Below are 18,046 nucleotides of genomic sequence, written 5' to 3' on the forward strand. Positions count from 1 at the left end.
GGCGCGCCGAGTCGCGCGGATTCTCGGCGTGTCGCCGCCAGCGGACCGCCGGTCGCGGCCACCGTGAGGCCCTGTCGCGGCGGCGGTCGCCATCACCGCGCGGTCACGCGGCGCCGAACCGACCAAGCGCTTGGTTGACGGGCGATAATGCGGAGGTGGACACCTCACCGACGCGTGACCGGGCCCGGGGCCGTTCCGGCGGGCGCACGGGCGCCATTGGGGCCGCGGACGGCGCGCCCGTGGCTTCCGTGCCGACCGCCGCCGGGGCCATTCCGGGGGCGACGTCGAGGGCCGCCGCCAGCGACGCCGAGACCGAGGCCGAAGCCAAGGCCGCCGCGCCCGCCCCGGCGCGCGCGGGTCGGCAGGGCAGGGCCGCCCGCACCGCCAGGGGCGGGCGAGCGGCGGCGGCTGGCGAATCGGAACGGCGCGCGGCCATCGTCGAGATCGCCGCCGGCCTGTTCGCCGAGCGGGGCTACCGGGCGACGACGGTCCGGGAGATCGCGGACGCCGCCGGCATGCTGTCCGGCAGCCTCTACCACCACTTCGACTCCAAGGAGTCGATCGTCGACGAGCTGCTGTCGAGCTTCCTCGATGACCTGCACGCCCAGCACGCCGCGATCGCCGCCGCGCAGGCTGGGCCGAGCGACACGATCGCCGCGCTGGTGAAGGCCGCGTTCGTCGCGATCGCGCGGCACCGCGCGGCCGTCACGGTGTTCCAGAACGAGCGCGGCTACCTGGCGACGCTGCCACGGTTCGCCTACCTGCGCGCCTCCGAGGAGGAAAGCCAGCGGCTGTGGCTCGCGGCGCTGCGCGACGGCGTCGCCGCCGGTGAGCTGCGTGCCGAGCTCGACCCCAGGCTGACTCATCGTTTCCTGCGCGACGCGATCTGGGTGTCGGTGCACTGGTACTCCCCAGATGGGCCCCTCGGGCCGCCGGAGCTGGCTGAGCAGTTCCTCACCACCGTCTTCGACGGCATCCGCGACCACTCGGCCGGTTAGCGCGACCGCGGCTATCCGTGACCTGCGCTGGGTGACCGCGACCAGGCATTCTGGAACGGACAATGGTCACCCGCGAGCCACGGACGGGACCGGGTAAAGTCGAGCCTGAGCGCGAAACCAAGCGCTAGCTTGGGCGGCGCGCTAGCCTGTCTGCCGTGGTGTCGAGCGAGCTGGTGCCGAGCGGGGCGTCAGGGCCGCCGGGCGCGGCCCACGCGGAGGCGTCCGGCTTCCGCGAGGAGGTGCGCGCGTGGCTGGCCGACGCGCTGACCGGTGAGTTCGCGGGGGCTCGCGGCCTCGGTGGTCCCGGCCGTGAGCATGAGGCGTTCGAGCTGCGCCTCGGCTGGGAGCGTCATCTCGCCGCGGCCAACTGGACCTGCCTGTCGTGGCCGAAGGAGCACGGCGGACGGGGGCTGTCGGTCGCCGAGCAGGTCGTCTTCCACGAGGAGTACGCGCGGGCGGACGCGCCGGCGCGGGTCGGGCTGATCGGCGACGGCATGGTCGGCCCGACGCTCATCGCCTTCGGTACCGAGGACCAGCGCCGCCGGCTGCTGCCGCCGATCCGTGCGGGCGAGGCGCTGTGGTGCCAGCTGTACTCCGAGCCGGGCGCCGGCTCCGACCTGGCCGCGCTGTCCACCCGCGCCCGCCGCGACGGCGACGACTACGTCATCCACGGGCAGAAGGTCTGGTCCTCGCTCGCGCATCAGGCCGACTGGGGGTTCGCGCTGGTGCGCACCGAGCCTGGCTCCGCGCGGCACCGGGGTCTTTCCTACCTGCTGGTCCCGATGCGCCAGCCCGGCATCGACATCCGCCCGATCGTGTCGATGACCGGCACATCGGAGTTCAACGAGGTCTTCTTCGACGGCGCGCGCACGCCGGCGGCCAACCTGGTTGGAGCCGAGGGCGACGGCTGGCGGATCGGGATGGCCACGCTCGGCTTCGAGCGCGGCACCTTCACGCTCGGCCAGCAGGTCGGCTTCAAACGCGAGCTGGAGCGGATCATCGCCCTGGCCAAGCGCAACGGAGCCTGGGAGAAACCGCACCTGCGCGACCGCCTGGTACGTGCCTGGATCGGCGTCGAGATCATGCGCTTCACCGCGCTACGCACGCTCGCGGATGCCACCGCCGACGTTCCGCCCGGCCCGGCGTCGTCGATCGGGAAGCTCTACTGGTCGACCTGGCACCAGCGGCTGGGGGAGCTCGCGATGGACGTGCTCGGCGCCGAGGCGATGCTCGTCGAGGGCGAGCCCTACGAGCTGCGGCCCGAGCAGTCTCTGTTCCTGTTCAGCAGAGCCGACACCGTCTACGCCGGGTCGAGCGAGATCCAGCGCAACATCATCGCCGAGAGAACGCTGGGGCTGCCGCGTGCCTGACGGGAAGATCGCCGAGACCACGCCCCAGGCCGCTGGCCCCCGCGCGGCGCCGGAGCCACCGCCTGGGCGGGACCTGCTGCGAGGGAAGGTCGTCCTGGTGACCGCCGCCGCCGGCACCGGCATCGGGTTCGCCACCGCCTGGCGGGCGGCGCTGGAGGGCGCGACGGTCGTCGTCTCCGACCACCACGTCCGCCGCCTCGGCGAGGCCGCGGCGAAGCTCGGCGAGCTGGCCGGCACGCCGCCGCTGGCGGTGCCCTGCGACGTGCGCAGCGAGGAGCAGATCGGCGCCCTGTTCGACGCCGTCCACGACACCCACGGCCGGCTGGACGTGCTCGTCAACAACGCGGGCCTCGGCGGCGACGTGCCGCTGACCGAGATGACCGACGAGCAGTGGTCGACGGTGCTCGACGTGACGCTGACCGGCACCATGCGGGCCACCCGGGCCGCCCTGCGCCGGATGCTGCCCGCCGGCGCCGGCGTGATCGTGAACAACGCCTCCGTCGTCGGCTGGCGCGCCCAGTCCGGCCAGGCGCACTACGCCGCGGCCAAGGCCGGCGTCATGGCGCTGACCCGGTGCGCCGCCATGGAGGCGGCCCCCTGTGGAGTGCGGGTGAACGCGGTCGCGCCGAGCCTCGCCATGCATCCGTTCCTCGCCAAGGTCAGCGACGAGGACTTCCTCGCCGAGCTTTCCCGCCGGGAGGCCTTCGGCCGCGCCGCCGAGCCCTGGGAGGTCGCTACCGTCATCGCCTTCCTCGCCAGCGACTACTCGACCTACATGACCGGCGAGATCGTCTCCGTGAGCAGCCAGCACCCGTAGCCGCCCTGCTCCGCCCGTCGCCTCCGTCGCCTCCGTCGCGCCCGTCGCGCCCGTCGCGCCCGCTGTGAGCCTTGGCCCGCTGGCGAGCCCGGGTCGTGGCCTGGCGCCACGCCCGGGGCGCGGGCGGCCGGGAGGGCCGGCACGTCGCCGTTAGCCTACGTACCAATGGTTACTCTGTGTAGTCGATGCGGTCGGCCTGGTAGGGCTGTTCGCGCCGTGGCCCTGACGCTGGTCGTGGCCGGGTGCATGTGGGCCGGGGTCGCCGGCGCGCCCGCCGCGTCGGCCCTCATAGGGGTGCCGGTTCCGGCGGCTTCCGATGCGGGGCGGCTGCCGCCGTTCGGGCCGATCGGGCTCGAACGGGTGACCATCCCGCTCGGGACGCTCGATGTTCCCGGGTTCCTGGCCACCGGGCCGCTGGTCGCCGCGCTCGACCAGGTGCCGGCTGGTCCCGGCGAGCTCTACACGGTGGGGCGGCTGCAGGCCTACGGGATCCGGACCCTCGACGGCAGGGTGAGCATCAGGACCGCGATCGCCGAGATCGGCCACATCGGACCGATCAACGAGCTGGCGCCGTACCTGCCGGGCCCCGGGCACCTGGTGTTCGGCGACGGCTCCTGGGAAGTGGTGCCGCCGGGCACGCCCGGCTACCTGTTCTCCCGGCCGCAGTACCGGGTCGTGGTCTTCCCCTTGTTGGGCGCTGTCGAGGTGGCCGCGCACGTGCCGGCCGCGATGGCCCCGCGGACCGCCGTGCGCGGCCTGTTCACCGGGCTGGACCCGGCCTACCTCGCGCTCATCCTGCGCGCCATGTGGCCGGCCGGCCCGCCGCGACCGGTCACCTATGCCGCGAACGATCCGTGGCTGGGCCTACTCGACCCGGGCGCCGCCGAATGGCCCGGCGCGGATGTCGGCGTCAGCCTGCTGGACGTCGTCGGCCCGGCCCTGGGGCCGATCTTCACACCGATGCTGAGCTCGCTGACCGGCGGCGCGGGCGCGCCGGCGATCGGCCCCGCGCTGCTCGACAAGCTCGCGCCGTTGTCGAGCCAGCTCGGGCCGCTGCTGGACAAGGCCATGCCCCTGCTGACTGGACTGGGCAAGTCAGGCGGTGTCGCGGGATGACACCGCGTTGGCGACCGATTCGCGCGACTCAGCCACCGCTGGTGACGGCGCATCGGCGCTGGCGCCAGCTCAGCCACGTCCTGGACCCTGAACCAGCCCAGCCCGGAAATACGCCTTCACCCGGATCCACCCGGGGAGGGCGCTCAGCGCCCGACGGCGGCGCCCGGCGGCGGGCGCGAAGCGTCCCGGACCTCCCAGATCGGCTCCGCAAGCTCCACCGATCCGGCAGGAACCCCGGCGGGACCGCCTCAGACGGTCGCGAGGTAGGCGGCTGTCTTCGCCGGGTCCATGAACCACTCGAAGAACTCCGGCGGGTTGTCGAAGCCGCTGGCGAACCGGCGGGCGACCGCGTCCTTGGCCTGCGCGGTGCCGAGGATCTGCAGCACGTGCTCCGGGGGCGGGCCGAGCAGCGCGTTCGTCCACGTGGTGACGTACTGGGCGTAGTCCCAGTACTTCTCGAAGGCCGCCGTCATCCACACGCGGTCGAACGGCTTGTCGCCGTGCGCGAGGATGCTGTCCAGATAGGACACGGCGCATTTCGAGGCGTTGTTCGAGCCCTGGCCGGTGATCGGGTCGTTCGCGACGACGACGTCCGCCATGCCGAGCACGATGCCGCCGTCGGGCAGCTCGCCGACCGGCCGGCGCACCACCGGGGTGTAGCCGCCGGCGAGCGTGGCGCGCGCGTCGGTGAGCTCCACGTCCGCGCAGCGCTCGTACTCCCACGGCACGTAGGTCCGCATCAGGTCGAGCAGGCGCGCCAGGTGCTCGTCCGGGCCCGGCTGGTCGGACCAGCAGTCCAGCGGGCCGCCTGGAATCCCCTCGAAGAAGAGGATGTCGCAGTTCCCGCTGGTCGTGTAACCCGGGATCATGAAGAGCTCGCCGACGCCGGGCACGATATTGAACCGGACGCCCGGGTGGTCGGGATGCTCGGGGCGCGGGGCGAGGCCGTGCACATAGGCCAGCGACAGCGCGCGCTGCGGGCTGGTGAACGGCGAGCGCTCCGGGTTGCGGTCGAACAGCTGGACCAGCTCGCCCTTTCCCGCCGCGACGACGACAAGGTCGTAGAGCGACGTGAGCGAGTTCAGGTCGGCGGTGGTGACGCCGTGGATGAGCAGCTTCCCGCCGCGCTGTTCGAAGAGCTCCGCCCAGCCCGCCATCTTCACGCGCTGGTCGATGGACTGGCCGTAGTCGTCGAGGCGGCCGAACCAGTCCAGGGCACGGCCGCCGTCCGGCGCGGCGACCGACACGCCGAGGCCCTCGATGCGGACGGCGTCCTTCTCCCACAGGTTCAGGCCGTGGTCACGCTCGTGCTGCAACGACGAGTGGAACATGGCCTGCGTGGACATGACGCGGCCGCCCCGGATCTCCTCCGGCGTGCGTGCCGACATCACTGTGACGTCGTATTCACGTTCCTGGAGCATCAGTGCGAGCTGAAGCCCGGACTGGCCAGCCCCGACGACCAGCACTTTACGCATGTGTTCGTGCCCTCCTAATGATCCTGGAGACAACGGCCGCCGGGCATGCGAAGGAAGATCATTTTCGCATGCCCATTGGCCCTGTAGGCTCCGGTGTCTCGGTCATCGACATCGTGTAGAGCACGAGCTCGCGCAGTGTCGCGACGACGGACGCGGGATCGCGTGCGTCGCAGGTCACCAGCAGGGTCCGCGGGCTCAGCGCAAGAGCTTCCCGCACCTCGGCGAGGTCGTGCCACAGTTTTCCGTCAAAAAGATTGACGGCGACGATGAAGGGCACGTCGGAATCGTTCTCGAAATAGTTGATCGCCGCGAAGGACTGGTCCAGGCGGCGGGTGTCGACCAGGACGATCGCGCCCAGCGCGCCGCGCGACAGGTCGTCCCACATGAACCAGAAACGCGCCTGCCCCGGCGTGCCGAACAGGTAGAGCACGAGGTCGGGGTCCAGCGTGATCCGGCCGAAGTCCATCGCGACGGTCGTCGTCGTCTTCCCGCCGCTGGGCGGGAGGTCGTCGACGCCCTCGCTCGCCTCGGTCATCCACGCCTCGGTGTTGATCGGGGGGACCTCGGACACCGACCCGACGAGGGTTGTCTTCCCCACGCCGAAACCACCGGCGACCACGATCTTCGCCGAGATCGTCAGTGGGCCGCCGCTCGCGTCGTCCTTGTTTCGCGCGCCCGGGCGGCGCGGGTCGCTGGGGGTCATGTCGGCAGGGCTCACGTCCGCGTTCCTGTAGTCATGGCGCCTGAATGTCCTGGCTTGGTCTGGTGGCAGCGCACCTGGCGGTGGCGGAACCCGGCCCCTCCTTCCGGGGAGGGGACCGACGCCGCGAAGGCCGTCAGACGGGAAGCTCCCGTAGGCCGCTGAGGATGCGTTCGAGCACGCCCCGATCGTCGCGGAAGGCGTGCGCCGTCGGGTGGATGAGCACGGCGCCCTGCGTCGCCAGGTCGCTGATCAGCACGCGGACGACACCGAGCGGAATGGCCAGCAGCGCCGACAGCTCGGCGATTGACAGCTGCGAGCGGGCGCGCTCGTAGAGCGCCTGCGACTCCGGCATGAGCGCCTCGCTCAGCGCCGGGTCGTACCGCGGCACGGACACCAGGGTCTCCACCAGCAGATGGTGGCGCGACCTGGTCCGGCCGCCGGTCAGCGCATATGGCCGAACCCTCTTGCTGCGCGCGGTGTGGACCAGCCTCGCCGGCCTCGACTCCTGCGGCACCGCCATCACTTTCCCTGTCTCCTCGAAGGCCAAAGGGCGTGCGAAAATGTCTTCTTTCGCATGCCCGGCGGCCGTTGTCCCGGGATCACTCGAGGTGGCTCAGCCGGCCGGGCGGCGCCCGACGAGGACGCGCCGCAGGTCCGCGCGCCGCTCCGGGGTGAGGGCGTGCCCGGCGTGCATCACGAACTGCGTCATCTCGTAGCCGACGACCTTCATGTCACAGTCCGGCCCGGTCATCACCGCGAAGCCGGCGCCGGCGTCGATTCCCATGAAGAGGAAGTAGCCATGGGAGAGCCGGACGATGATCTGCTCGCAGTCCCCCTTGCCGAACAGGGCCGCGCTGTTGCGGGCAAGACTGAGCATCCCGCTGGCGATGGCCGCGAGACGCTCCCCCTCCTCGGTGCTCATCGACTGGGAGGAGGCCAGCGCGAGCCCGTCCGCGGACATGATCAGGGCGTGGGTGGCGCCGTGCACCTTCTGGACGAAGTCGTCGATCAGCCAGGTGAAGTCCGGGCTGGCGTGGCGGTTGTGCTCCTGGGCAACCATCGTTGGCCTCAGTCCCGTCGCAACTCGTCGAGGGCAGCCTGCTCTCCTTCGGAGAACGCGCCGAGATCCGCCAGTAGTTTTTGGTGGCCGGCGCGTACGTCGGCCTCCGTGGGCGCCGGGGCCCCGGCGGTGCCGGGCGCGCCGCCCGGTCCCGCCGCGGCGACGGGTGCGCCGCCCCCCTTGCCGCGCGGCTCGCGCAGGCTGTGGGACACCCGCCGCGGCAGCCCGCTCGCCGTCGTCCCGGGCGCGGCCGACGCGAGCATCGGACCGGTGACCGAATCCGTGCGCCCGCCGGCCTGGCCGCCGTCCGCGCCCACCGGCCGTGCGTCGCGCACGCCCGCGGCCGCCGCGGCCGCCCGCGAGCCCGCCCGCCCGTTCGCCGCCTTCCGGCCCGGCAGCGAGGCGACGGCGCCATTGCCGTTACCGCTGCTCGCCTCGGCGAGGGGCGCCTCGACCGGCCCCGCACCGGAGGCGGGCGACGGGGTGACCACGGTCCGCAGGCCGGACCAGCCGGCGTCGGACAGCTCGCTGATGAGCGGCGCCGGCAGCAGGACCGACGCGGTGGTGCCGTGCGGGTGGCGGTGGTCCAGCCAGGTCCTGATCTCGTACCTGGCGGCGAGCCGGCGCACCACGGCCAGCCCCATGTGCCGCACCGCGTCGTCGTCGAGGACCGGCTCGGCCTCCAGCCGCGCGTTGAGCTGGCTCAGCCGCTCCGGGGGAAGCCCGATGCCCTCGTCCTCGATCCGCAGCAGCGCGCTGCCCTGCTCGGTGAGATGGGCACCGATCCGGACCGGCGAGTGCGGCGGCGACGACTTCGTCGCGTTGTCGAGCAGTTCCGCGACCAGCCGGCTGACGTCCTCGGCCGCGAAGCCGACGACGCCCAGGCTGACGACCCGCCCGACGGTGACCCGCTGGTAGTAGTCGATGGACGACATCGCGCCGCGGATCACGTCGACCAGTGACAAGGTGTCCGACGTGCTGTCGCCGGCGTCGCGGCCCGCGAGCACCCGCAAGTTCTCGGCGTTGCGCCGCAGCCGGGCGGCGAGGTGGTCCAGCCGGTAGAGCTCCGAGAGCCGGTCGGCGTCCTCTTCCCGGGACTCCATGCCCTCCAGCTGCGCGAGCAGCGAGTCGACCAGGTTGAGATCACGCAGCGCGAGGTCCGCGCAGATGGCCGCCAGCGCCTCCTCGGCCTCCGTCGGCCTGGCCGGCGACCGCCCTGTGGTCAGGCCGTCCCGGCTCGGCGCCTCGGCGCGCGCCCCCACGCCCGCCGGCGTGGCGGGCCGCGCGAGGCCGGGTCTTGGCGGCTGTGGGCCGAGTAGCTGGGAGGCCGCCGCGCGGGGGCCACCCAGCAGCGCACGTGATCGGTTCAGGAGTTCCCGAGCCCGCGTCGTCATCCCACCCCGAGCGCTCTCTCGTCGTGTCCGGCCTTCCCCACACGTCCCCTCGCCAGCGCGGAAGCGGGCAGACATGGGACGTCAAGCTGGGCGTCCCATGGTGCCGCCCGTTCGCTCGCCTCGCCGGCTTTCCCCCGTTGGCGGCTTTCAGGGTTACTGACCGTTGCTGTCTGGTGCGTTCCTTTTGAGGGTACCGGTCGCCGTTCCTGGCGTATCGCGGGCATCGGGAGGACCACGCGGGACAACACCCGGCGTACACGCGGGGGAATCGGCCCGCGGCGCCGCGGGAGTGCCCCTCTTGCGCACCCACAACTGGAGCACCACGTGCGATCCAGTACCGAACTTGGGCGGCAAAAAGATGGGCCTAAAGTCCCGGATCCCGGCGTTCGCAATTTCACAGCCAGGGTCGATCGTGGCCACGGTGCCGCCTCGTCCGCCGGCCCTCCGTCACCACCGGTGCAGGCCGCGGGCTCGCCCCGCCGGCCGCGCCCGTCGACCCCCGCGCTGGGAGAGCGTGGCGGAGAGTGCTCAGCGCGCCGAGGCCGACCGGGTCATCGGGCCGTCTCCGCCCAGCCGGCCCAGGGGCTTCCGCCGACGGTCCCTGTCAGCGGATCGTTGGGACCGCCGCCCGCGACCACGGCGAAGCCACGCGACCGCGGGCACGCCGGCCGCGCCGCCGGCACCGCGCGGGGCCGCGGGCCGCGGGTTCTCGACGCCCGCGCGGGCTCAGCCGGCCGGCCGGGCCTCGGCGGCGAGCCGGGGGAGCACCGCCTCGGCATAGAGCCGCAGGCTCTCCCAGCCCTTTTCCGGCGGCATTCCGCCGCACAACGGATGCAGGACCGTGACTGGTGGCATTCCGCCCTCTGCGGCGTTTCCCGCCCGCTCGACGCACTCGTCCGGGGTGAGGATCCGGTAGCGGCCCTCGGCGCGCAGTTCCTCGAGCGTCGTCGCGTGCGAGTGCGCCGCTGACGTCTGGCCCTCCGGCTGCCAGGACGAGTAGAGCAGAGCCTCGTGCAGGAAGTGCTCGCCAAGCTCGGCCCAGGCCTTCTCCGGGTCCTCGGCGACGTGCACGAACGCCGTGTCCGCGGGCGGCATGATGACGAACCCGGACGTGCCATGCTCGGCGCACTGTTCGTAGTAGTACGCCTCCAGGTCCGGCAGCGTGTTCGGCGGGCACAGCGGCAGCCCCAGCCGGGCCGCCCGGCGTGCCGACGCCCTCACCGACCCGCCGACCCACAGGAGCTGGGCCGGGGCGCTGGCCGGCGGCGGCGTCACCCGCACCGTCCGGCCGCGGTACTCGAACGGCTCGCCGGTCCAGGCGGCCAGGATCGCCGCCAGCGACTCGTCCAGGAGAGCTCCCCGCCGCGACCAGTCGAGCCCGGCGTCGGCGTACTCCTGCGGCCGGTAGCCGAGGCCCGCGACGGCGGTGAGCCGTCCCCGGCCGGCCAGGTCCAGCACCGCGAGCTGTTCGGCCAGCCGCAGCGGGTCGGAGAGCGGCACCAGCAGTGCCTGGACGATGAGGTGGATCTTCCTGGTCGCCCCGAGGATGAGTCCCGCGTTGGTCAGCGGCGCCGGGCTCCAGCCGTTGTCGGCGCCGTGGTGCTCCTCGAGGGAGACCATCGCGAACCCGTTCTCGTCGGCGAACCGCGCCATCTCGACGCCCGCCTGGTAGGACGCCGCGAGCGCCCCCCGGTCGAGGCCCGGCACCGCGAAGTTGAACCGAAGTACGGACAGCATGGGTGTAGCCCTTCGTGAGAGGTGTGCCGGTCAGGTGCCCTGGCCGAAGGGCGCGCGACGATGGCGGAGCCTCGCGCGCCCGGAGGTCCATCAGGTGCCATAGACGGGTTCGGCTGGCGGAGCGGCGGCGAGCAGCTTGTCGACGGCGGGGCCGACGTCGGCCGGGTCCCACCGGCCGCCGCGGTCGGCCGGCACGCCGTGGTGCCAGCCGGAGGCGACCGCGATCCTGCCGCCCTCCACCTCGAACACCTGCCCGGTGACGTGCGCGGAAAGCTCGCTGCCGAGCCACACCACGAGCGGCGCGATGTTCGCCGGGTCCATGGCGTCGAACCCGGCCTCCGGCCGGGTCATCGACGCGAACACGCCCTCGGTCATCCGGGTGCGCGCCGACGGCGCGATCGCGTTCGCCGTCACTCCGTAACGGGCGAGCTCGGTGGCCGCGGTCAGCGTGAGGGCGGCGATGCCGGCCTTGGCCGCGCCGTAGTTGGCCTGCCCGACGCTGCCCTGCAGCCCGGCGCCGGAGCTCGTGTTGACGACCCGGGCGTCCGGGCGCCGGCCCGCCTTCGCCTCGTCGCGCCAGTAGGCGGCGGCATGCCGCAGCGGCGCCGCGTGTCCCTTGAGGTGGACACGCACCACCGCGTCCCACTCCTGCTCGGTCATCGAGACGATCATTCGGTCGCGGACGAAGCCCGCGTTGTTCACCAGCACGTCCAGCCGGCCAAAGGCCGCGAGCGCGCTCGTCACCAGCGCCTTCGCCCCCTCCCAGTCGGCGACGTCGTCGGTGTTCGCGACGGCCTCGGCCCCGAGCGCCCTGATCTCCTCGACGACGGTCAGCGCCACCGGCTCGCCGGCCGTGTCACCCCCGGCGACGTTGCCGCCGGCCGCCGCGCCGGGATAGGCCCCGTCGCGTGCCACGCCGACGTCGTTGACGACGACCCGAGCGCCCTGGCGGGCGAACTCCAGCGCGTGCTCGCGGCCGATGCCACGGCCGGCGCCGGTCACGATCACCACCCGGCCCGCGCAGATCCCGCTCTCGCTGACCCCGTCTCGGGTTCGCTCCGACACCGCACTCCCTCCGCCGCCTTCCTCGTCACCCGGACGGCTTGCGCCCGGGGTTCCTGCTGGATCGACGGACAGGGTCCCTCCCGGATCGGCGGAGCCGATCTGGGAGGTTGTGATCCGGGAGGTTCGGCTCACGTGGCCACCCCTTCGCTTCGTCGCCGGCCGGCGACGGCTCGGGCCCGAGCCCGGGGCGCCCGCGGTGTTCTCGCGGCGGCCGTCGACGGCTGGTAACTTACCGAACCAAGCAAGCGCTTGTGTAGATGTTCCGCGGGACCCGGCCGCGGCCGATGCGCCCGCGGGGCGCGGGCCCGTCCCGGCCACAGGGGGACACAGGCCCGCACGCGGCCGCGGAGACGACGGCCGCGCAGACGACACAGGGACGGTTGATGGGCGCGAAGCTGCTCACGATCTCCGACGCCGTAGCGGTGGTGGAGAACGGCATGACCATCGGCATCGGCGGCTGGGGGTCGCGCCGCAAGCCGATGGCCCTGGTCAGGGCGCTCGCCCGCGGCCCTGCCACCGACCTCACTGTCGTCGCCTACGGCGGCCCGGACGTGGGGCTGCTCGCCGCCGCGGGCAAGATCCGCAAGCTGGTCAGCGGCTTCGTCTCGCTTGACTCGGTCCCGCTGGAGCCGCATTTCCGCGCCGCCCGCCAGCGCGGCGAGATCGAGTTCGCCGAGCTCGACGAGGGCATGCTGCAGTGGGGTCTGCTCGCCGCGGCGCACCGGCTGCCGTTCCTGCCGATCCGCGCCGGCCTCGGTTCCGACGTCCCGGCCACGTTCCCCGGCCTGCGCACCGTCACCTCGCCCTACGACGACGGGGAGGAGCTCCTCGCGATGCCGGCGCTGCCGCTCGATGTGGCGTTCGTGCACGCGAACCGGGCCGACGCCGCCGGCAACGCCGCCTTCCTCGGCCCGGACCCGTATTTCGACGACCTGTTCTGCCTGGCCGCCCGGCACCGGGTGCTCTCCTGCGAACGGGTCGTCGAGACCGCCGAGCTGACGAAGGAAGCACCAGTCCAGGCCCTGAGGATCAACCGGATGATGGTCGACGCGGTGGTCGAGACACCGAACGGCGCGCACTTCACCAGCTGTGTGCCCGACTACGACCGAGACGAGGCGTTCCAGCGGGCGTACGTGACGGCGGCCGGCGGTGACGGCGCCGGCTGGGCGGCGTTCCGCGACCGTTACCTCGCGGGCGACGAGGCCGCGTACCAGGCCGCCGTCCGCGCGGACGACGGCTCGGCTCGGCGCGCGGGTGACCGCGCGCAGGCGAAGGAGGGCGCGCGATGACCCAGCTCGACGCGACGGCGGCCGGCGCCGCGGGGGCAGCCGGGACCGCGGGGGCAGCCGCGCGCGCCGCCCGGCGGGCGGACGTCTGCGCGCTCGCGTGCGCGGAGGCGTTCCGCGGCGCCGGCGAGATCCTGGCCAGCGCCTTCGGGACGGCGCCCGCGCTCGGCGCGCGCCTGGCCCGGCGCACCTTCGCCCCGGACCTGCTGCTCTCCGACGGCGAGGCGATGCTCCTGGCCGACCCGCCGCCGCTCGGCGCGGTCCCTGCCGGGGCCGTCGTCGAGGGCTGGCTGCCGTTCCGCTCGGTCTTCGACGTGGTCGCCTCCGGCCGGCGCCACGTCATCATGATCCCGTCGCAGCTGGACGCCTACGGCAACATGAACATCTCCGCCATCGGGCCGCACGGTCATCCCACGGCCCAGCTCATCGGCACCCGTGGCGCCCCGGGCAACACCGTCAACCACCGCACCAGCTACTGGGTGCCCCGGCACGGCCCGCGCGTGTTCGTCGAGCGCGTCGACGTCGTCTGCGGCGTCGGCTACGACCGCGCGGAGGCCGCCGGGCCGGCTGCGCGCCGCTTCCACGGCCTCGGCCGGGTCGTCACCGACCTGGCCTCGCTCGACTTCGCCGGCCCGGACCACCGGCTTCGGCTGGTATCGGTGCACCCGGGCGTCACCGTCGACGAGGTCCTCGCCGCCACCGGTTTCCCGCTCGCGCTTCCCGACGGTGGTCCGGGCGCCGTCCCGACGACCCCGGTGCCTGCCCCGGCCGAGCTGGACCTCCTCGACGCGTTCGACCCGAAGGGCCTGCGCTTCCGGGAGGTGCAGGCATGACGGCCCCGGCGGCCGACCCCAGGCTCCAGACGGCGTTTACCCGGCTGATCGGCGTCCGGTACCCGATCGTGCAGACGGGGATGGGCTGGGTCTCCGGCTCGCGGCTGACCGCCGCGACCGCCGCCGCCGGGGGCCTGGGCATCCTCGGCTCGGCGACGATGACCCTCGACGAGCTCGCCACGGCGATCCGCTCGGTGAAGGAGCGCACGGACGCGCCGTTCGGCGTGAACCTGCGCTCGGACGCCGAGGACGTCGAGGACCGGGTCGGTCTCATGATCTCCGAAGGGGTGCGGGTCGCGTCGTTCGCGCTCGCGCCCCGCAAGGACCTCTTTCTCCGGCTGCGGGACGCCGGCATCGTGACGATGCCGTCCGTCGGCGCCCGCCGGCACGCGGAGAAGGTCGCCTCCTGGGGTGCCGACGCGGTGCTCGTCCAGGGCGGCGAGGGCGGTGGCCACACGGGCGCCGTCCCCACGTCGCTGCTCGTCCCGCAGGTCGTCGACGCCGTCGACATCCCCGTCGTCGCCGCCGGTGGCTACTTCGACGGGCGCGGCCTGGTCGCCGCCCTCGCCTACGGCGCGGCCGGCATCGGCATGGGCACCCGCTTCCTGCTGACCGCCGACAGCACCGTCGCCGACAACGTCAAGGCCCGTTACCTTGCCGCTGGCCTCGATGGCACTGTCGTGACCACCCGTGTCGACGGCGTCCCGCACCGGGTGCTGCGCACTCCGCTCGTCGACGGGCTGACGGCGGCCAGCCCGCTCACCCGGCTGCCGCGCGCGGTCCGCAACGCGGCCGCGTTCCGGCGGCACACCGGCGCCAGCTGGCGCGGGCTGCTGCGCGAGGGCCGGGCGCTGCGCGCCCACGGCGGCCTGTCCTGGAGCCAGGTCCTGATGAGCGCGAACACCCCGATGCTGCTGCGCGCCTCGATGGTCGAGGGCCGCGAAGACCTCGGCCTGATGACGTCCGGACAGGTGGCTGGCCTGATCGACGACACCCCGACGGTCGCCGATCTCGTCGAGCGGATCATCGTCGAGGCGACGGGGGTGCTCGACCGCCTCGGCGGGATGGGCCAGACCCGCGCCGTCGAGGCCGTCGCGCCGTCCGGGGTCGTTGCCTCGACCGAGGACGGACGCGCTCGATGACCATGGGGCGTCCGGCGCGTCCCGCCGAGTCGGCGCCTCTCGCCGAGCCGGCCTCGCCGCCAGGGCGGACGCCGCCCGGGCGAGAGCCCGCGCCGGGGCCGCTGACGCTGACCGGGCCGGACGAGCTGCGGACCTCGGCCGGCCGGATGGTTGGCCCCACCGACCCGTTGGTGATCGGCGTCGACCGGGTCGACGGGTTCGAGGCCGCCACCGGCGGTCCACGACCCGGCTCCGCGGCCGGCGCGCCGGGCGCGCCCGGGCGGCTCGGGCCGGCGGCCGAGCGGCCGGTGCCGGGGCTGCTCCTGCTCTCGCTGGTGAACTTCGTGCTGCCCAAGCTCGTCGACGTCCGCGGCTTCGCGGTGGGTGTCAACTACGGCACCGGCGCGGTGCGGTTCCCGTCGGCGCTTCCCGCCGGCGGCGCCGTCCGCGGCGGGCTGGTCATCCTTGACGTGGCCGATGTCCCCGGCGGCCTTCAGGCCACCTACCGCGTCACTCTGACGGCCGAGACGACCGGCCAGCCCGTCTGCGTGGCCGACGTCCTCGCCCGCTACCTGGTGTGAGGGGGTGGGCCCCAACAGGGCCCGACCAAGGCGACCAAGGCAGCTGGGCACGACCGGGCGCGATGGTGCCCGTCAGGCGGGCTTGCGGGCCACGGCGGCCCAGACGCCCGCAAGCTCCGGATCTTCGGCGCGCCAGTGTGGTGCGAGCGTGACGCCGGGGTCGAGCAGCTCCCACCCATAGAAGAACCGTTTGATCTCGTCGAGCGAGCGCGGGTAGAAGTGCTCGACCATCGACGTGAGCGGCCGCGAGTAGTCCGAGGTGTCCAGAGTGGTGACGGCGCCATCCAGGCTCGAGATCTCTTCGGCGATGCCCAGGTGGGTGAGCACCAGATAGCTGTCGGCGGGCAGGGCGTCGGACAGGGTCCGCACGGCCGCCCAGGGGCCGTCCGCGTGGTGGAGATAGTGCATGATCCCGACGAGCACCAGCGCGACCGGCTGGGTGAAGTCGAGGATGTCCGCCGCGCGGGCGAGAATGTCGGCGGGTTCGCGGACATCGCCCAGCAGGTAGTCGGTGGTCCCCTCGGGGGTGCTGGTCAGCAGCGCCCGCCCGTGCGCCAGCGCGATCGGGTCGCGGTCGACATACACGACGCGGGCGTCCGGCGCCGCCCGCTGGGCGACCGCGTGGGTGTTGTTGGCTGTCGGCAGGCCCGTGCCGATGTCGAGGTACTGGCGGACTCCGCGCTCGGCGGCCAGCAGGTGCACGGCTCGGCCCAGGAAGTTCCGACCAGCGCGGACGTTCTCGGTGAGCCAGGGCGCCGAGGCGAGGATCGCCTCGCCTGCCGTGCGATCAGCGAGGTAGTGGTCCTTCCCGCCCAGTAAGTAGTCGTGGACGCGGGCGCCGTGCGGGATGTCGATGCGTAGGTCGACGTGCTCGCCGCCGGTCGGCTCGGCGTTCCATGCGGTGTTCCCGGTGATCCCGCTGTCGGCCATGAGACCCCCCGATCTTCATGCCTGCTGGACGGCGCGGATGCGGCCTGGGACGCCGAGCTGGGCGTCGCGCGCCTCGCGCGTTCGCATGACGCCCGCGAGCAGGCACGAAGCGGGTTCAACGCGACGTATCCAGACCGAGTAATGACGAATCGTAGCGGTCGCGGGTGACCTACGCCGTACCGGGCGCCCCGGCCGCGCCGTTGCTCGGGCTCGTTACGGCCGGCTGGCGGTGCCATGTAGGGGAGGAACGAGCGGGCGCGAGCTAGGTAACAAATCCGGCCGACTCGCCCGCGCGTCTGGTAACGATGGGATCGACCCTCCGGGCGGTACTGGACTGGTCTTTCTGACCGTCTGCCGGCTGGTTTCGGCTGGCTCGACCGGCCCGACGCGGCGCTTGCGCCTGCGGGGTGCGGGGCGCGGGGCCTAGAGTAGAACAGGATCTAGTTTTTTGAGGGTCGGTGGACTGGTTGGCGGCGAGGAGGCTGCGGTGAGCGAGGCCGTGCCTTCGGCGGCCGCGTCGCCGTCGCCCAAGGGTGTACCGGCGGCGACGGCGACGCCGTCCCAGCAGGCGCGCCGGGAGCGCATGCTGACCGCCGCGCTCGCCCTGGCCAGCCGGGGCGGCTACGACGAGGTGCAGATGCGCGAGGTGGCCGAGCAGGCCGGCGTCGCGCTCGGCACCCTCTACCGCTACTTCCCGTCCAAGGTGCACCTGCTGGCCTCGGCACTGGCCCGCCACCTCTCCGGCCTGCGCGAAGCCGTGCTGCCCGCGCCGACCGGCTTCGAGGACCCGGCGACCCGGGTGCTCGCGATGATGAACCGGATGGTCGACGAGCTCAGTCGCGACCGGCTGGTGGCCGAGGCGCTGATCCAGGCGATGACGCTGGCGTCGGCCACCATCGGCACCGAGATCGACGACGTGGACGAGGCCATGATCGGCCTCATCGGTGTAGCCGCCTTCGGCCCGGACCACGTCATCGACGAGCGGGACAAGCTGATCACCAACATCATCGGCAAGGTCTTCCTCAGCGACCTGAGGTACTGGCTGGGCGACCGGATGACCCTTGATGGCGTCCGCGCCTCGCTCGCTGACACCGTCACCGTCGTTCTCGCTGGCCAGCAGGCTCTCAGCAGGTAGTTCTCGGCGACGGGGCCGTTCCCGGCGACGCGGGCCGCCGGGTCGCCGACGTCGGCCACTGGCCCATGGGCCGTTGACGGCACGGGACGGGACGGCGTGTCGCCCCAGCGTGCGTTCGACCCCTGACGTGAGGGGTTGCATTCGACAACCGCCTCGTTACGATCAAGCAACCGAGCCGTGTCCGATGAGAACCCGCCGGCCACGATGGCCGGCGAGTGGAGCCCTCGCAAGGCGAGGGAGCGTGAGCAGGCCCATGAGCGCGCCGTGGCCGCCGAGATCGCCCGCCTCGGTCTGACCGCGGACTGACGCATCCCGGTCCTCTCTGACCGGTCTGACCTACATCCGCCAGTTGGGCGTTGATGTTGGGGTCTTGTAGATCGTCGTAAGAGAACAGGTGCCTGCCGCGCAGGGAGAATCGGGGTTCT

The 18,046-nt window shown here is 73.1% G+C and carries 18 protein-coding genes; 10 read left to right on the plus strand and 8 right to left on the minus strand.

Annotated elements, in window-relative coordinates; translation table 11 throughout:
* The first annotated feature begins 239 nt into the window (after window positions 1–239).
* The 4 genes from BCD48_RS30315 (at window position 240) to BCD48_RS30330 (ending at window position 4,301) form a co-directional block, all read left to right on the plus strand.
* On the plus strand, window positions 240–998 hold the full coding sequence (locus tag BCD48_RS30315) for a TetR/AcrR family transcriptional regulator (RefSeq protein WP_241842109.1): 759 nt from the start codon (window positions 240–242) through the stop codon (window positions 996–998).
* A gap of 155 nt (window positions 999–1,153) precedes the next feature.
* Window positions 1,154–2,368: an acyl-CoA dehydrogenase family protein gene (locus BCD48_RS30320; protein WP_241842110.1), complete on the plus strand. Its 1,215-nt coding sequence runs from the start codon at window positions 1,154–1,156 to the stop codon at window positions 2,366–2,368.
* Complete coding sequence (locus BCD48_RS30325) at window positions 2,361–3,185, plus strand: SDR family oxidoreductase (protein ID WP_116271711.1); 825 nt, start codon at window positions 2,361–2,363, stop codon at window positions 3,183–3,185. Before BCD48_RS30320 ends, BCD48_RS30325 begins: the two co-directional genes overlap by 8 nt.
* A gap of 216 nt (window positions 3,186–3,401) precedes the next feature.
* A complete protein-coding gene (locus BCD48_RS30330; RefSeq protein ID WP_241842111.1) occupies window positions 3,402–4,301 on the plus strand; it encodes a hypothetical protein in 900 nt (299 codons plus the stop codon).
* A gap of 248 nt (window positions 4,302–4,549) precedes the next feature.
* On the opposite strand, the gene BCD48_RS30335 is transcribed toward BCD48_RS30330, so the two are convergent.
* The 7 genes from BCD48_RS30335 to BCD48_RS30365 all read right to left on the minus strand — a co-directional run bounded on the left by BCD48_RS30335 (window position 4,550) and on the right by BCD48_RS30365 (window position 11,735).
* Window positions 4,550–5,776 (minus strand): styrene monooxygenase/indole monooxygenase family protein, encoded by a 1,227-nt coding sequence (locus BCD48_RS30335; RefSeq protein ID WP_071051778.1) that lies wholly within the window; start codon window positions 5,774–5,776, stop codon window positions 4,550–4,552.
* A gap of 58 nt (window positions 5,777–5,834) precedes the next feature.
* A complete protein-coding gene (locus tag BCD48_RS30340) occupies window positions 5,835–6,479 on the minus strand; it encodes a GTP-binding protein (protein ID WP_397428738.1) in 645 nt (214 codons plus the stop codon).
* Window positions 6,480–6,612: 133 nt separating this feature from the next.
* A complete protein-coding gene (locus BCD48_RS30345; protein ID WP_071051779.1) occupies window positions 6,613–6,999 on the minus strand; it encodes a DUF742 domain-containing protein in 387 nt (128 codons plus the stop codon).
* Between the two features lie 93 nt (window positions 7,000–7,092).
* A complete protein-coding gene (locus BCD48_RS30350) occupies window positions 7,093–7,539 on the minus strand; it encodes a roadblock/LC7 domain-containing protein (protein ID WP_071051780.1) in 447 nt (148 codons plus the stop codon).
* A gap of 8 nt (window positions 7,540–7,547) precedes the next feature.
* Window positions 7,548–8,933, minus strand: a complete 1,386-nt coding sequence (locus tag BCD48_RS30355; RefSeq protein WP_071051781.1) for a sensor histidine kinase — start codon at window positions 8,931–8,933, stop codon at window positions 7,548–7,550.
* Between the two features lie 726 nt (window positions 8,934–9,659).
* On the minus strand, window positions 9,660–10,670 hold the full coding sequence (locus BCD48_RS30360) for an LLM class flavin-dependent oxidoreductase (protein WP_071051782.1): 1,011 nt from the start codon (window positions 10,668–10,670) through the stop codon (window positions 9,660–9,662).
* 90 nt (window positions 10,671–10,760) lie between these two features.
* Window positions 10,761–11,735, minus strand: a complete 975-nt coding sequence (locus BCD48_RS30365) for an SDR family oxidoreductase (RefSeq protein ID WP_071051783.1) — start codon at window positions 11,733–11,735, stop codon at window positions 10,761–10,763.
* Between the two features lie 383 nt (window positions 11,736–12,118).
* Between BCD48_RS30365 and BCD48_RS30370 the strand changes: the two genes are divergently transcribed.
* From BCD48_RS30370 to BCD48_RS30385, 4 genes are read left to right on the plus strand one after another with little or no spacing between them, the layout of a single operon-like run.
* On the plus strand, window positions 12,119–13,024 hold the full coding sequence (locus BCD48_RS30370; protein ID WP_071051784.1) for a CoA transferase subunit A: 906 nt from the start codon (window positions 12,119–12,121) through the stop codon (window positions 13,022–13,024).
* Window positions 13,021–13,854 carry a CoA-transferase subunit beta gene (locus BCD48_RS30375; RefSeq protein ID WP_071051785.1) on the plus strand — a complete coding sequence of 278 codons (834 nt, stop codon included), beginning with the start codon at window positions 13,021–13,023 and terminating at the stop codon, window positions 13,852–13,854. The genes BCD48_RS30370 and BCD48_RS30375 overlap by 4 nt, the downstream gene beginning before the upstream one ends.
* On the plus strand, window positions 13,851–14,996 hold the full coding sequence (locus BCD48_RS30380; RefSeq protein WP_083419420.1) for an NAD(P)H-dependent flavin oxidoreductase: 1,146 nt from the start codon (window positions 13,851–13,853) through the stop codon (window positions 14,994–14,996). The genes BCD48_RS30375 and BCD48_RS30380 overlap by 4 nt, the downstream gene beginning before the upstream one ends.
* Window positions 14,993–15,556, plus strand: a complete 564-nt coding sequence (locus BCD48_RS30385) for a hotdog family protein (protein WP_083419421.1) — start codon at window positions 14,993–14,995, stop codon at window positions 15,554–15,556. Before BCD48_RS30380 ends, BCD48_RS30385 begins: the two co-directional genes overlap by 4 nt.
* Window positions 15,557–15,628: 72 nt before the next feature.
* Here the strand turns inward: BCD48_RS30385 and BCD48_RS30390 are convergent, their stop codons facing one another.
* Complete coding sequence (locus tag BCD48_RS30390) at window positions 15,629–16,486, minus strand: SAM-dependent methyltransferase (RefSeq protein WP_083419422.1); 858 nt, start codon at window positions 16,484–16,486, stop codon at window positions 15,629–15,631.
* A gap of 487 nt (window positions 16,487–16,973) precedes the next feature.
* On the opposite strand from BCD48_RS30390, the gene BCD48_RS30395 reads away from it, so the two are divergent.
* A complete protein-coding gene (locus BCD48_RS30395) occupies window positions 16,974–17,621 on the plus strand; it encodes a TetR family transcriptional regulator (protein WP_071051786.1) in 648 nt (215 codons plus the stop codon).
* Between the two features lie 177 nt (window positions 17,622–17,798).
* Window positions 17,799–17,927: a hypothetical protein gene (locus BCD48_RS55065; protein WP_274536593.1), complete on the plus strand. Its 129-nt coding sequence runs from the start codon at window positions 17,799–17,801 to the stop codon at window positions 17,925–17,927.
* Window positions 17,928–18,046 lie beyond the last annotated feature (119 nt).

Origin of the sequence: Pseudofrankia coriaricola (genome assembly GCF_001854805.1) — a bacterium.
In the GTDB taxonomy this organism is placed as follows: domain Bacteria; phylum Actinomycetota; class Actinomycetes; order Frankiales; family Frankiaceae; genus Pseudofrankia.